This is a genomic window from Nakamurella leprariae (assembly GCF_016918035.1).
Lineage (GTDB): Bacteria > Actinomycetota > Actinomycetes > Mycobacteriales > Nakamurellaceae > Nakamurella > Nakamurella leprariae.
Window position 1 is genome coordinate 120,080 of the sequence record NZ_JAERWK010000025.1, and the last position, 13,878, is coordinate 133,957.

At 72.6% G+C, this 13,878-nt stretch carries 12 protein-coding genes and 2 riboswitches; of the genes, 9 read left to right on the top strand and 3 right to left on the bottom strand.

Annotation, left to right across the window (positions count from 1 at the left end; all coding sequences use genetic code 11):
* The first annotated feature begins 277 nt into the window (after positions 1–277).
* The gene (locus JL106_RS18455; RefSeq protein WP_205262221.1) at positions 278–910 is read left to right on the top strand and encodes an NADPH-dependent F420 reductase; all 633 of its coding nucleotides are present in this window, start codon (positions 278–280) and stop codon (positions 908–910) included.
* Between the two features lie 59 nt (positions 911–969).
* Here JL106_RS18455 and JL106_RS18460 read toward each other — a convergent pair whose 3' ends face one another.
* Both JL106_RS18460 and JL106_RS18465 read right to left on the bottom strand, forming a co-directional pair.
* Positions 970–2,343 carry an NtaA/DmoA family FMN-dependent monooxygenase gene (locus JL106_RS18460; RefSeq protein ID WP_205262222.1) on the bottom strand — a complete coding sequence of 458 codons (1,374 nt, stop codon included), beginning with the start codon at positions 2,341–2,343 and terminating at the stop codon, positions 970–972.
* Positions 2,340–3,461, bottom strand: a complete 1,122-nt coding sequence (locus JL106_RS18465) for an LLM class flavin-dependent oxidoreductase (protein ID WP_205262223.1) — start codon at positions 3,459–3,461, stop codon at positions 2,340–2,342. Before JL106_RS18465 ends, JL106_RS18460 begins: the two co-directional genes overlap by 4 nt.
* Positions 3,462–3,662: 201 nt before the next feature.
* Positions 3,663–3,775: riboswitch (SAM riboswitch) on the bottom strand.
* Positions 3,776–3,925: 150 nt separating this feature from the next.
* Positions 3,926–4,039, top strand: a riboswitch (SAM riboswitch).
* Between the two features lie 339 nt (positions 4,040–4,378).
* On the opposite strand from JL106_RS18465, the gene JL106_RS18470 reads away from it, so the two are divergent.
* The 8 genes from JL106_RS18470 to JL106_RS18505 all read left to right on the top strand — a co-directional run bounded on the left by JL106_RS18470 (position 4,379) and on the right by JL106_RS18505 (position 13,437).
* A complete protein-coding gene (locus JL106_RS18470; RefSeq protein WP_236007971.1) occupies positions 4,379–5,344 on the top strand; it encodes an amino acid ABC transporter permease in 966 nt (321 codons plus the stop codon).
* Positions 5,341–6,129, top strand: a complete 789-nt coding sequence (locus JL106_RS18475) for an amino acid ABC transporter ATP-binding protein (RefSeq protein WP_205262225.1) — start codon at positions 5,341–5,343, stop codon at positions 6,127–6,129. The genes JL106_RS18470 and JL106_RS18475 overlap by 4 nt, the downstream gene beginning before the upstream one ends.
* A gap of 119 nt (positions 6,130–6,248) precedes the next feature.
* On the top strand, positions 6,249–7,298 hold the full coding sequence (locus tag JL106_RS18480; protein ID WP_205262226.1) for an ABC transporter substrate-binding protein: 1,050 nt from the start codon (positions 6,249–6,251) through the stop codon (positions 7,296–7,298).
* A 1-nt stretch (position 7,299) separates the two neighbouring features.
* Positions 7,300–8,472, top strand: a complete 1,173-nt coding sequence (locus JL106_RS18485; RefSeq protein ID WP_205262227.1) for an FAD-dependent oxidoreductase — start codon at positions 7,300–7,302, stop codon at positions 8,470–8,472.
* A gap of 54 nt (positions 8,473–8,526) precedes the next feature.
* Positions 8,527–9,708 carry a GNAT family N-acetyltransferase gene (locus tag JL106_RS22245; protein ID WP_205262228.1) on the top strand — a complete coding sequence of 394 codons (1,182 nt, stop codon included), beginning with the start codon at positions 8,527–8,529 and terminating at the stop codon, positions 9,706–9,708.
* 8 nt (positions 9,709–9,716) lie between these two features.
* Complete coding sequence (locus tag JL106_RS18495; protein ID WP_205262229.1) at positions 9,717–11,684, top strand: FAD/NAD(P)-binding protein; 1,968 nt, start codon at positions 9,717–9,719, stop codon at positions 11,682–11,684.
* Between the two features lie 233 nt (positions 11,685–11,917).
* Positions 11,918–12,997 (top strand): DNA topoisomerase IB, encoded by a 1,080-nt coding sequence (locus tag JL106_RS18500; protein WP_205262230.1) that lies wholly within the window; start codon positions 11,918–11,920, stop codon positions 12,995–12,997.
* Positions 12,998–13,092: 95 nt separating this feature from the next.
* Positions 13,093–13,437: a hypothetical protein gene (locus JL106_RS18505; protein WP_205262231.1), complete on the top strand. Its 345-nt coding sequence runs from the start codon at positions 13,093–13,095 to the stop codon at positions 13,435–13,437.
* A gap of 22 nt (positions 13,438–13,459) precedes the next feature.
* Here the strand turns inward: JL106_RS18505 and JL106_RS18510 are convergent, their stop codons facing one another.
* Positions 13,460–13,834, bottom strand: coding sequence for a VOC family protein (locus JL106_RS18510; protein WP_205262232.1), 375 nt, complete (start codon positions 13,832–13,834; stop codon positions 13,460–13,462).
* Positions 13,835–13,878: the final 44 nt, after the last annotated feature.

Below are 13,878 nucleotides of genomic sequence, written 5' to 3' on the forward strand. Positions count from 1 at the left end.
GCCCGCATCTCGGAGTGGGACCGCACGGCCCGGGTGGCGGAAGAGGTCCCGGGTGCCACCCGAGACGCCCCGGGCCTCCAGCACGGCGATGCGCTTCCCCGGCAGGGGCGTCGTCAGGGTGCGGCGACCCCGATGCCGGACAGCCCGGCCCCGATGATCAGTACGTCGAGCTGCTCGACCAGGACCCGACTCCTCCGACGGTGCTTCCCGCCGACCATGGTGCCCGCGACGGCACCGGCTCGGGAATCGGATCACGCCCGGGTGGGTTGCTCCGGTCATGACGACGATCGGACTCATCGGCAGTGGCAACATCGGCACGGCGATCGCCCGGCAGGCGATCGCGAACGGGCATCAGGTGGTGCTCAGCAACAGTCGAGGTCCGGAGACCCTGACCGACCTGGTCGCGGAGCTCGGCGACCCGGCGCGCGCGGCGACTGCCCAGGAGGCGGCGGAGGCGGGCGACATCGTGGTCGTCACGGTGCCGTTCAAGGCCTACGACCAGGTCCCGACGGCGCCACTGGCCGGCAAGGTGGTCATCGACACCAACAACTACTACTTCGAGCGTGACGGCCGCTTCCCGCAGATCGACGACGGCAGCACCACGCCGAGCGAGCTGCTCGCCGACCACCTGACCGGCGCGCGAGTGGTCAAGGCGTTCAACGCGATCCAGGCGCTGCACATCGTCAGCGAGGGCAAGCCGGCTGGCGACCCGGCCCGTCGCGCCATTCCGATCGCCGGGGATGACGCCGAGGCCAAGGCCACCGTCGCGGCGCTCATCGACTCGTTCGGCTTCGACACGGTCGACGCCGGGCCGCTGCGCGAGGGGCGCCGGTTCGACCGGGACCGGCCCGCGTACGGCGCCGAGCTGACCGCGGACGCCACCCGGGAGGCGCTGGCCGCGGCGGAGTGACCCGACGGCGGGACCGGCGGCGCCATCACGCTCGCCGCCGGGCCCCCGCTGGGCGTCCCTCAGACCGTCGCGGCCGCTCGCCCGATGGGCGCCTGGCGGGACACTGCCGGCAGGTCCAGGTGCTCGCGCAGCGTCGTGCCCGTGTACCCGGTGCGGTAGGCACCGCGCTCCTGCAGTTCGGGGATGAGCGTGTCGACGACCTCCTGCAGCTGGGTCGGCACCAAGTACGGCACCAGGTTGAACCCGTCGACCACCCGGGTGCGGACGAAATGTGTCCAGGTGTCCGCGATCTCGCTGGGCGTGCCGACGAAGGTGCGGTGGCCGCCCGCGATGCTGAGCGCGAGCTCCCGGATCGAAAGGCCCTGCTCGGCGGCCTGGGCCCGCCACCGGTCGATCTGGGCCAGCTTGCCGGTCCGCTGGTCGATGGCCAGGGTGCCGCGGGACGGATCCAGCTCGTTCTCGACCGGGTCGATGTCGGGCAGCGGCCCGTCGGGGTCGTAGGCCGACAGGTCCTTGCCCCAGTACTGCTCGAAGAACGCGATGGCGCGCTGCGGGTTCATGTGCTCGCGGCGGACCCACTCGGCCTTGTCGCGGGCCTCCGCGGGGGTGGATCCGAGCACCAGCATCGCGCCCGGCAGGATCCGCACGGAGTCGGGTGAACGGCCGTACCCGGCCAACCGGGCCCGGAGATCGGTGGCGTAGGCCAGCGCGGCGGCGTAGTCGGTGTTGGCCGAGAACACGACATCCGCGTGCCTGGCGGCCAGGTCCCGGCCGCCGGCGGAGTCGCCGGCCTGGAACAGCACCGGCCGGCCCTGGGCACTGCCCGGCACCGTGGCGGTGGACGTGAAGCGGACCAGGTCGGTGTCCCGCTGCACGGCCGCGGTCTGCGCACCGGCCCAGCTCGCCCACAGCTCCGTGGCCGCGTCCACGAACTGCGCGGCCCGGTCGTAGCGCCGGTCGTGCTCGAGCCAGCCACCGTGCCGGAAGTTCTCGCCGGTCCAGGCGTTGTCGGTGGTCACGACGTTCCAGCCGGCCCGACCCTCGGACAGCAGGTCCAGCGACGCCAGCCGCCGGGCCAGATCGGCGGGCTGGTTGTACGTGGCGTTCTGCGTCGCGACCAGGCCGATCCGCTCGGTCGCGCCGGCCAGCGCTGACAACACGGTGATCGCGTCCGGTCGGCCGGCGACATCGAGCGCATGGACCCTGCCCCGGTTCTCGCGCACCCGCAGGCCCTCGCCGAGGAAGAATGCGTCGAACAGGCCGCGCTCGAGCAGTCGGGCCAGGTCGGCGAAGGTCGAGATGTCCATCTGTTCCGCCGCGGTCGGATCGGACCAGATGGTCTGCGGCCCCACGCCCGTGTAGAAGACGCCGAGGTGGACCTGGGCGTTCGGGTCGTACCAGGGACTGGTCGGAGTCGTCGCAGTGCCGGTCATCGGTGGGCTCCTGCCAGGTCGCGGTCGGTCCGGTGGTCGGCCGCGAAGCGGCTGGGGGAGCGGGGCAGGCCGAGCCGTTCCCGCAGGGTGGCGCCGGCCCGGTCCGGCCGGTGCAGACCGGCCGCGGCCAGCCCGGGCAGCACCCGGGCGGCCAGTTCGGCGCCGTCCAGGTCGTGCACGGCCGGGAACAGCCGGACGCCGTCGACGTGCTCGGCCAGCGTGCGGAGCAGGTCGACCAGCGCGGCCGCCGAGCCCACGTGCCGCAGCCGTCGTCCGCCGGGCCACGGGGTCGTCGCGTCGAGGGCCGCCAGCCGCGCGGTCGCCGGTCCGGCCTCGGTGTCCAGCACCACCTCCACCTCGGCGAAGACCAACGGCGCTCCGGCCCGGCGGGCGGCGTCGGCGCGGCGGCCGACGCCGGTCGCATCCGCCGCGGCGATCAGCGCGACGTCGAGCTGGTCGGTGACCCCGAGATCGTCGGCGCCGAGCACCAGCACCTGTCCCTGCGGTGGCCGCGGCGTGATGAGCGGGCCCTTGACGCCGAACCGGCCGCCGCGGAAGTCGACGTGGTGGACTTTGTCGGGATCCAGGTACCGGCCGGTGGCGGCGTCCTTGATGACCGCGTCGTCCTCCCACGAGTCCCAGAGGTCGCGGGCGACGGCGATCACGTCGGCCAGTTCGCGCTGCACCTCGGCGGGAGTGAGCGGGTCGGCCCCGATCGTGGCCAGGGTGGCGGCGTCGGCCGGGGCGGCCACCACCCAGGCGGCCCGCCCGCGGGAGGCGTGGTCGAGCGACGCGAGCTGGGTGGCCAGGTGGAACGGCTCGGTCACGGTGACGGCCAGCGTCGGCGCCAGCCCGATCCGCTCGGTCGTGGTGGCCACGAATGCGGCCCGGGTGCCGGCCTCGAGCCGGGCGGGGACCTCCGGCGATCCGGTCGGCGGCAGCGCCGAGTCGTCGAGAGTGATCAGGTCGTAGCCCGCCGTCTCGGCGGCGCGGACGGCGGCACGCAGCGCACCGGGCCGCACCGGCTGGTCGGGTGGACCGGACGCCGCGGTCCAGGCGGCCGGGTGGGCACCCGGACCGTCCAGCTCGAGGGCGAGGAACAGGGCAGGCGAATGCATGGGGGATCCGTTCGGGATCGTCCGCCGGACCGGCGGGATGAGGGCGTGCTCGCGCCCGGGCTGTGGTGGGTCCGACTCAGGCGCGACAGAGCGCGCTGTCCACCAGGTGCAGATCGACGTGGCGGCGACGGACCAACACGGTCAGCTGGCGGATCGTGCAGCGAGCCATCGGGCTCCCTCTCGCGGGTCGGCCGGCGGCCGGACGGGTGCTTGCGGGATCAGGGCGATCCCGCCGGGTCCTCACCTGGGGCACCCCACCACCACCGGAGGGTTGCCGTCCGGCCAGCCAGGGCTGTGGGCCGGAACTCATGACCGAGTCGGAAGCTAGAGCGCAGGAGTCGATCGCGTCAACCCGTGATGGCCGCGTGATGGGCAGCGTCACAACCGCTCTCGCCACCGGTGCCACCGGGCTGTGCCCGGTGCCCGGTTGACGTCGTCGCCGCGGCGACCTACTGTCCTGTCCAGGTCATGAGTTCCAGCGCACAGCCCCGGCTCGCTGGACGGCAACCCTCCTTCCGCGGCGGGGTGCTCCGGGTGAGGACCGGGCGGTCGCGCCTCGCGCGCCGCAAGCGCGGACCCGAAGCCCTCGGGTCCCTGGAACGAGGACGGATCCGACGTGGCACGAACCGTGGGCACCGCCCAGCGGTGGACGGCGCAGGACCTGCTCGGTGTGAGCTGTCGGCACATCGACCTCTGCCGCAGTGACAGCGCGCTCTGTCGCGTCTGACTGCCCTCCTGCACCTGCACTGTCAGCGCCGGCCCGTACGCCGGCGTCCGTGACCGTCTCCTCCGCCTGATCAGGGCAGCCGACCCGTGCGCGCACGTCGCCGGTCGGCGCTCGGAACCCCAAGGACCGCATCGTGAGTCGAACCATACCGGCGCCGCAGTCTGCGGCACCGGCGTCACCCAGCCCGGGCCTGGCGCCGTCCGGTCCGCCGGGCGCCGCTGTCGAGCCTGAACACCTGGTCGTGGTGCGCTCGCGGCACCCGTGGCGCTGGGTCGCCGCGGTCGCCGTGGCGATCGTGGTCGCCCAGTTCATCCACGGGCTGGTCACCAACCCCGGCTGGGACTGGGGCACCTTCGCCCAGTACTTCACGGCCGCATCAGTGCTCAAGGCGCTGTGGATGACGGTGCAGCTGACGGTCTACGGCACCGTCCTCGGCTTCGCCCTGGGCATCGGGCTGGCCGCGGCCCGGTTGTCGAAGAACCCGGTGCTGCAGGTGGTCTCGTGGACCTACATCTGGGCGTTCCGGTCGATCCCGCTGATCGTCCAGCTGCTGTTCTGGTTCAACATCGCCTACCTGTACAAGACACTGTCGATCGGCGTGCCGTTCGGTCCGGCGTTCGTCGAGTTCGACGTCAACGACGTGATCAGCGGGATGATGGCGGCGGTCATCGGTCTGGCCCTGCACCAGGCGGCGTATTCTGCCGAGATCATTCGGGCCGGCATCATCTCGGTGGACGCGGGACAGCTGGAAGCGGCTGCAGCACTGGGCATCCCGAAGCGACGCCAGTTCTTCAAGATCGTGATGCCACAGGCGATGCGGGCCATCCTGCCGAACGCGGCCAACGAGGTCATCAGCCTCTTCAAGGGCACCTCGATCGTCTCGACCATGGCCATCGCCGAGCTCTTCTACCAGGTGCAGGTCATCTACGGCCGCAGTGGCCGGGTGGTGCCGCTGCTCATGGTGGCCACCGTCTGGTACATCGTGCTGACCACGCTGCTGTCCATCGGCCAGTACTACATCGAGCGGCACTACGCACGGGGGTCGGCTCGATCGCTGCCGCTCACCCCCTGGCAGAAGGCCCGCACGCGGATCCGGACCTTCCTGGACACCGCCACCACCGGTCGCACCCCGACCCGGGCCGGTGACGCCCGATGAGCGCCGGAGCGACCGCGGTGACGAGCGAGTACGCCGTCGAGATCCTCGGCGTGCACAAGACCTTCGGCAGCCTCGAGGTGCTGCGCGGCATCGACCTGCAGGTCCGCCGCGGCGAGGTCACGGTGATCCTGGGTCCGTCCGGCTCCGGCAAGTCGACCCTGCTGCGGGCGATCAACCACCTGGAGCGGGTCGACACCGGCCTGATCAAGGTGGACGGCGAGCTGATCGGCTACCGGCAGAAGGGCAACCGGCTGCACGAGCTCTCCGAGCGGGAGGTCCTGCACCAGCGTTCGTCGATCGGGTTCGTGTTCCAGAACTTCAACCTGTTCCCGCATCTCACGGTGCTGCAGAACGTGGTCGAGGCGCCCGTCTCCGCCCAGAAGCGCAACCGGGCCGAGGTCGAGACCGAGGCCCGGGCCCTGCTCGAGCGGGTGGGCGTGGCCGACAAGGCCGACGCCTACCCGCGTCAGCTCTCGGGTGGCCAGCAGCAGCGGGTGGCCATCGCCCGGGCGCTGGCCCTGCGCCCCAAGGTCATCCTGTTCGACGAGCCGACCTCGGCGCTCGACCCGGAGCTGGTCGGCGAGGTGCTCGCCGTCATCAAACAGCTCGCCCACCACGGCACCACGCTCATCGTGGTGACCCACGAGATCGGCTTCGCCCGTGAGGTCGCCGACACCGTGGTCTTCATGGACGCCGGCGTGATCGTCGAGCAGGGCCCGCCGCAGCAGGTGCTCGACGCCCCCCAGCACGAGCGCACCCGCACCTTCATCTCCCGCGTGCTCTGACGCACGCCGTCCCGCGGCCGGTCCCGGTCGCCACCTCACCATCCCCGCCCGTGACCGTCCGCTCGGACGGCCGCGCCCGTATCCGGCTCACCCCCGGATCCCCCGGAAGGACCCACCCGATGTCATCCCGTCCTCGTCGCCTCTTCGCCGTCGGCGCGGTCCTGACCGCGGCTGCCCTGGCGATCAGCGCCTGCGGCGGCTCGTCGTCCGGCAGCGAGCAGAGCAGCAGCACCGGTTCCTCCGCGGCCGGTTCGTCCAGCACCGCCGGCAGCACCGCCGGCAGCACGGCCGGCACCACCGACGCCCAGGCCGCGGTCACCTTCAACCTGACCCCCGAGCAAGACCGGATCACCACGCCCAAGGTCGACGCCATCGCCGCGCTGGTGCCCCAGGAGATCCGCGATCGCGGCACGTTGCACGTGACCGGCACCGTGGGCACCGCCCCGCCGTTGGCCTTCTACGCCGACGACGACGAGACGATCATCGGCTCCGAGCCGGACTTCGCGTACCTGTTCGCCGACGTGCTGGGCCTGGAGGTCGAGTACTCCGCGGCCGACTGGGCGCAGAACTTCGTGCGCATCGACTCGGGGGAGGCGGACGTGTTCATCCTGAACGTGACCGTCACCGAGGAGCGCAAGGAGAAGTACGACTTCGCCACCTACCGGAACGACAACCTGGCCTTCGAGGTGCAGCAGGACTCCGGGGTCTCGATCACCGAGCCCAAGGACGTCGCCGGCCTGAAGATCGGCGTCGGGTCCGGCACCAACCAGGAGAAGCTGCTGGTGGACTGGAGCGACGCCAACGTCGCCGCCGGCCTGGAGCCGACGGACATCCAGTACTACCAGAACGCCTCGGACTACTACCTGGCACTGGGCTCCGGCCGGATCGACGCCTACTTCGGCCCGAACCCGACGGCCCAGTACCACGCGGCCTCCACCGGCGAGACCGAGGTGACCGGCGTCTTCTCCGGCGCGGGCGACGCGCTGCAGGGCGAGATCGCCACGCTGACCCTCAAGGGCAATGGCCTGGCCGAGGCGTTCCAGGCGGCGATCAACGAGACGATCGAGAACGGCACCTACGAGCAGGTTCTCGAGCGGTGGAACTTGACCAGCGAGGCCGTGGACAGCTCCGAGCTGAACCCGCCCGGGCTGCCCAAGACCGCGAGCTGAGATGAGTCGCAGCAACGCGGACCACGTGGTGGTCGTCGGCGGCGGCGCGATGGGCAGCGCCGCCGCCTGGCGGCTGGCGGGGCACGGGTACCGGGTCACCTTGCTGGAACAGTTCGGTCCCGGGCACGACCGGGGCGCCAGCCACGGCAGTTCCCGCATCTTCCGGCACGGCTACGCCGACCCGCGGTACGTCGATCTGGCCGTCCGGGCGGCGGGCCTGTGGCGCGCGCTGGAACGTTCCTCCGGGACGCGGCTGCTCCGCTGGACCGGGGCCGTCGACCACGGCGATCCGCAGTCCGTGCTCGACATCGCCCGGGTGCTGCGCTCCCGCGGGGTCGAGCACGACATCCTCAGCCCGGCCGCGGCGGCCCGCCGCTGGCCGGGCCTGCGGTTCGACACGGTGGCGCTGCACCATCCGGCCGCCGGTGGGGTGGACGCGGACGCGTCCGTGGGGGCCCTGCAGCAGGAGGCCGCCCGCCTCGGTGCGGTGGTCCGGCACTCGACGCCGGTGGTGTCGGTGCGCCGGTCCGGCTCCGGGGTACGGGTGCAGTTGGCCGACGAGCGGATCGACGCCGACCAGGTGGTGCTGGCCGGCGGCGCCTGGAGCCCGCGGCTCGCCGCGTCGCTCCTGCCGGAGGGCCTGCCGCCGCTGGTCACCACCCAGGAGCAGCCCGCGCACTTCCTGGCCCGCCCCGGGCAGGCGCCGACCGACGAGTGGCCGGCGTTCCTGCACCACCCCGGCCTCGAGTACGACGGTCCCGGCATCTACGGGCTGGGCGCGGTCGAGGGCGTGAAGGTGGGGGAGCACGGCACCGGTCCGGTCGTCGATCCCGATCACCGCATCCCGGTCGACCCGGCCCGGCTGACCCGGTTGCAGGAGTACGTCGCCACCTGGCTGCCCGGCGTCCAGCCGGCCACCGCGGCCCCGATGAGCTGCCTGTACACGACCAGCGGTGACCACAACTTCATCATCGACCGCCAGGGGCCGATCACCGTGGCCGCCGGCTTCTCCGGGCACGGCTTCAAGTTCACCCCGGTCATCGGCGAGCTCATCGCCGGGCTGGTCGGCGGTGACCGGGTGCCCGCCGGCATCGGCGTCATCCGATCCGAAGAAATCTCTGCGGCCCGCGAGTTGTTCTCCCTGTCGCGCCCAGCACTGTCCCGGGTCGGCTGACCCCGACCCCTGCACCATCGGTCCGCCGGTCGTCGGCGGAGGAGGAGAGCGTCCGTGCCCGCGCAGCCCCGCCAGTCAGCCCACACCTCGCCCGTCCTGAGGATGCTGTCCGTCGCCGCCGGCCCGGCCGGCGACCCGGACGTCGATGCCCTGGCCACCTACGTGCGCCGTCGGTTCGCCGTCCTGGGCCACTCGGTGGAGTCGCTGACGGTGCGTCACCTGCCCGACCCGAGCGCCGAGCCGGCCGACCACGCGGGTGTCTCCGTGACCGCGGCGCTGACCTCGGTCGCGGAGGCCGACGCCGTGGTCGTCGCCGCGCCCCGCTCGGCCGACACCCTCGACCGGTTGCTCGCCCTGGACCGGACCGGCGTGCTGCGGGACAAGCCCGTGCTGCTGTTCCTCACCGGCGCCGCCGCCTCGGATCCGTCCGTCCGCGAGCCGGTGGCCGCGCGGCTGACCGCGGCCGGGGCCCGCTCGGTCAGCCTGAGCGCGCAGCTCGTCACCGGTGTTCTCTCGGTGTTCCCGGACGGCGGTCTCCTCATCGATCCGGACGCCGCCGCCGATGTCACTCACGCGATCAGCGCCTTCGTCGGTGCGCTGCGCCCCGACGCCCCGGCCGCGGCCCGCGCCGCCGAGCGCCGGCCGACCCGGATCTCGCCGGTCGCCGGCGCCCCGGACCTGCTCGTCGAGCAGGTGCACGTCGACGATCCGCGGCTCCGCCCGCTGCTGCAGGACCTGATCGTCGAGTACAGCACCCGGTACGCGATGGACAACCAGTTCACCGACCTGACCGAGGTCGACCCGACCGACTTCCTGCCGCCGCATGGCACCTTCCTGCTGCTGTCCGAGGACGGTGAGGTGGTGGCCGGCGGTGCGCTGCGCCGGTACCGGACGGACGACGCGCTGACCGCCGAGGTGAAGCGGGTGTGGACCGCGTCCCGGCACCGCCGCCGCGGCCTGTCCCGCCGGCTGATGGCCGAGCTGGAAACGGCCGCACGGCAGCTCGGGTACACCCGGATCCACCTGACCACCGGTCCCCGGCAGCCGGAGGCGCGGGCGCTGTACCTGTCGACCGGCTACACGCCCAGGTTCGACGTGGCCGCGGACCCGGCCACGATCGGTCCGCTGGCGTTCGCCCGCGAGCTGGTGCCGGGCGCCGGGCTGCCGTTCTGGCCGGGAGCGCCCGTCCACGACGAGTCCCTGCCGCCGTCGCTGCGTCCGGTCGCCGCATCGTGAGCGACATCGTGAGCGACACCGTGAGCGGGCACCCGACGCTGGAGCTGGTGTTCGTCGGCGGTGGTCCGCGGACCACGTCGCTGCTGGAGCGGCTGGCCGCCAGCGCCCCCGAGCTGCTGGCCCAGGTGCGCCGGCCGGTGCGGATCACCGTGGTCGACCCGCACCCCGCCGGCGGCGGCCGGGTGTGGCGGGACCGGCAGTCGCCGCTGCTCTGGATGAATTCGGTGGCCAAGGACGTCACCATGTTCACCGATGCCTCGGTGACCTGCGAGGGGCCGATCGTGCCCGGCCCGGCGCTGGACGAGTGGGTGGCCGGCGAGGGGCGGGACCTGATCACCGGTGAGAGCCCCGCGGACCAGCTGGGTCCCGACGACTTCGCCAGCCGTTCCGTCCAGGCCGCCTACCTGGACTTCGTCTTCCAGAGCGCCGTTCGCTCGCTGGCGGCGTCCGCGGTGCCGGTCGAGGTGATCGAGCAGACCGCCATCGCGGTCGACGACACGCCCGCCGCCCGTCAGCTGGTCACCCTGGCCGACGGCCGGCAGCTGACCGCGGACGTGGTCGTGCTGGCCCAGGGCTACCTCGATCGTGAGCTGGACGACGATGAGGCCGCTCTCGACATCGCTGCCAGGGCGGCTGATCTGACCTATCTGCCGCCGGGATACACTGCTGACATCGACCTCTCGCCGCTGCGGGCGGGGGAGCGAGTGCTGGTCCGGGGGTTCGGGCTGGCCTTCATCGACCTGATGGTGCTGACCTGCGAAGGTCGCGGTGGGCGGTTCGTCCCGGATCCGGGCCGAACCGATGGGCTGCGGTATCTGCCCAGCGGCGATGAGCCGGTGCTCATCGTGGGGTCACGGCGCGGTGTGCCGTACCACGCCAAACTCGGCTACGACCTGCCCGGCCTCGGCCCGGTGCCGCCGCGGTACCTGACGCCGGCCCGGCTGGGCGAGCTGGCCGGCATGGCGCCGACCGGCACGGTCGACTGGGCCACGCAGATCTGGCCGCTGGTGGCCAAGGAGCTGGCCCACGCGCACTACGCGCGGCTGTTCGGCGCCCATCCGCAGCGCACCGTGGGCGACTGGGCCGATCTCGCCGCCGCGATCGACCGACTCGACGTGCTGCAGCCCGAGTTCGCGCGGATCGCGGAGCGGGCGGTTCCCGACCCACGGGACCGCTTCGACCTGCCGCGGATCGACCGGCCGCTGGCCGGGCGGCACTTCGAGGACCGGGCGGCGCTGTCACGGGCGGTCGAGCAGTACGTCCGCGACGACCTGGACCGGCGCGCGGACCCGGAGCATTCCGCCGACCGCGCGGTCTTCAACGCGCTGCTGAGCGTGTACTTCGCCCTGAGCGTCGCCATCACCGCCGGTCACATCAGCGGCCCGGACCGGGTGCTTAACGTGGAAGGCCACTTCCTCGGCCTGTTCTCGTTCCTGGCCAGTGGTCCGCCGCCGGCCCGGCTCCGGCAGTTGCTGGCGCTGGTCGATGCCGGGGTCGTCGAGTTCGCCGGGCCGGACCTGCGCGTCGAGGTGGACGGTGACTGCTTCGTGGGGCGGTCGTCCGTCGTCGACGAGCCGGTGGTGGCCACCGCGCTGGTCGACGCCCGGCTGCCGCGACCGGACGTCCGGGCGGCGACCGACCCGATCATCCGCGGGCTGCTGCAGCGCGGCGAACTGGCCGCCGAGGATCTGTTCGACGCCACCGGTCGGTCGCTGGGTGGTGGCCAGGTGCTGGCCGACGCGCGCTGCCGCGCCGTGCGCGCCGACGGGTCCGTGCACCCGGCCCGGTTCCTGCTCGGTCCGTCCGTGTCCGGGTCGGCCGGCTCCGGTGGGTTCGCACGCCCGCACTTCAACGGACCAAACCTGCGGCAGAACGATCAGGTGGCCCGGGACATCCTGCGCTTGGTGGCCGAGCGGGACGAACTGGACGACGGACTGGACGGAGCGCCCGTGTGGGTCGGCGCGGCCCACGAGTGATCAGCGCAAGTGCACCCGAAGGGCGTCGGGAGAGGCCGACATCTCCTGCTGGAAGCCTGGCGACCAGCTCTGCTTCACCGGGTGGAACGACGTCCAGATCGAGGGCTTCCGCTGCGTCACGCTCTGACCGAGGTCGTACGGGTTTGACCTGATCCGACCCCGGGTACCGCTGATCGCACATCGTGGTCGCCGATCACCGTCGGCCACTCGTCGTCCAGCGCAGGGAGGGCCCGATGCCGGCGCGGCTGCGTCGTTCCCACCCCGACCGACCCGGACTGACCCGGCGCCGGCGCGGGCGTGGCTGGCAGTACCTGGACACCGACGGCGCGGTGATCACCGATCCGGAGATCCGCCGCCGCATCGACGATCTGGTCATCCCGCCGGCGTGGAAGCAGGTGTGGATCAGTCCGTTCCCGAACGGGCACATCCAGGCCATCGGCACCGACGCCGCTGGTCGACGGCAGTACCTGTACCACCCGGAGTGGGCGTTGCGCCGGCACCAGCGCAAGTTCGAGCGGGTGCTGCAGTTCGGAGCGGCGTTGCCGCCTGGGCGGCGGCAGGTGTCCGAGCACCTGGCCCTGCCCGGGATGGGGCAGGAGCGGGCGATGGCCACTGCGTTCCGGCTGCTGGACCGCGGGCACTTCCGCATCGGCGGCGAGGTCTACACCGAGACCAACGGCAGTTACGGCCTGTCCACGCTGCTGCGCTCGCACGTCCGGCGGGAGCGCGGCGTGCTCATCTTCGACTACATCGCCAAGTCGGGCATGCACCGCGTCGAGAAGATCGAGGATCCGGAGCTGCTGGACAGCATCGAGACGATGCGCCGGCGGCGGGGCGGTGACGACCGGTTGCTGGCCTACCGGGTGGGCCGGGACTGGCGGCACCTCGGCAGCACCGACATCAACCTGTACCTGAAAGAGGTTCTCAGAGGCGACATCTCGGCCAAGGACTTCCGCACCTGGCACGGCACGGTGCTGGCCGCGGTCGCGCTGGCCCAGCTGTCGGCGGCGCACCCGGCCAGCAAGCGCTGGAGCGCGACCGCCCGCAAGCGTGCGGTCAGTCAGGCGGTCAAGGCGGTGGCGTCCCGGTTGGGCAACACCCCGGCGGTCTGCCGCGGCTCCTACATCGACCCGCGGGTGGTGGAGGCGTTCGAGTCGGAGCGGACCATCAACACGGCCGTCGAGCGGGCGGCCCGGGACCTGGCCGGTGTGCTGCCCGATCCGGTGGACGACGAGAGCGCCGAACAGGTGCTCAGTCTCATCGCGGCCACGCCGACCGTGGAACGGGCCGTGCTCAAGCTGCTCCGGTCCTGACCGAGCCGACCGACCGCGCCGACTGACACGGCACTGCCAGGCTCCGCTCAGCTCGCGCCGGCACGACCGACAGACTCTCGCCGTCCACTGGACCCATGACGCTCCTGCACGCCGATCCCCGCATCCCTCTGCTCCCGGACCAGCGGTCGCGCCTGCACCGCACCGCCGCCCCGGTCGCCATCCCCACCGGTCCGGGCGTCCTGGTCACCGAACTGCCGGTGTCCGTCCAGGTCGACCTGCTCGGCGTGGTCGCAGTGATGGTCCGGGCGACCGGCACCACGTCGGTGAGTGTGTCCGACGTGTGGCGGGGCTGGCAGACGACCCGACTCGAGCGCCTGCCCGGCGGCGACCCCCAGGGCGGCTGGTGGTTCCGGGTCACCGGCCCGCAGCTGTCCTTCGAGTTCGACAGCGACACCCAGGACCCGTTCGGGCGCAGCTGATCTCAGATCTCGAATCCGGGTGTCAGGCCGGACCGTGCACAGTGACGGCGTAGCCGTCCGGGTCGGCGAAGGTGAAGGTCCGGCCGAACGGGGTGTCGGACGGCGGTGCCAGGATCGTGGTGCCCGCCCGGGCCAGGTCGTCGTGCAGACCCTGGGCGTCGTCGGCGGCCAGCCAGAGCGCGACCCCGGCCCCCGGTCGCGGGGTCACCTGGTCGAGGTCGGTCCCGGGCAGCGGCTCGCGCACGGCGAAGGCGACCGGACCGGTCGCGAACACCACCGCGCCGGGCGGTGCGCTCGGCGCCCGCCGCAGGCCCAGGCGGGACTCGTAGAACTGCGCGGACGCCGGGACGTCGCGCACCTGCAGGGCGATGAAATCGGGGCCGGAGACGGTCGCCACGGAATCCTCCTCGGTCGGTATGTCAGGTTTCTGACACTGCGACT

What these genes read in the sequence shown, in the direction of transcription:
- JL106_RS18455 (WP_205262221.1), top strand. Translation starts at nt 278, where the DNA reads ATGACGACGATCGGACTCATCGGCAGTGGCAACATCGGCACGGCGATC.
- JL106_RS18460 (WP_205262222.1), bottom strand. Translation starts at nt 2,343, where the DNA reads ATGACCGGCACTGCGACGACTCCGACCAGTCCCTGGTACGACCCGAAC.
- JL106_RS18465 (WP_205262223.1), bottom strand. Translation starts at nt 3,461, where the DNA reads ATGCATTCGCCTGCCCTGTTCCTCGCCCTCGAGCTGGACGGTCCGGGT.
- JL106_RS18475 (WP_205262225.1), top strand. Translation starts at nt 5,341, where the DNA reads ATGAGCGCCGGAGCGACCGCGGTGACGAGCGAGTACGCCGTCGAGATC.
- JL106_RS18480 (WP_205262226.1), top strand. Translation starts at nt 6,249, where the DNA reads ATGTCATCCCGTCCTCGTCGCCTCTTCGCCGTCGGCGCGGTCCTGACC.
- JL106_RS18485 (WP_205262227.1), top strand. Translation starts at nt 7,300, where the DNA reads ATGAGTCGCAGCAACGCGGACCACGTGGTGGTCGTCGGCGGCGGCGCG.
- JL106_RS18500 (WP_205262230.1), top strand. Translation starts at nt 11,918, where the DNA reads ATGCCGGCGCGGCTGCGTCGTTCCCACCCCGACCGACCCGGACTGACC.
- JL106_RS18505 (WP_205262231.1), top strand. Translation starts at nt 13,093, where the DNA reads ATGACGCTCCTGCACGCCGATCCCCGCATCCCTCTGCTCCCGGACCAG.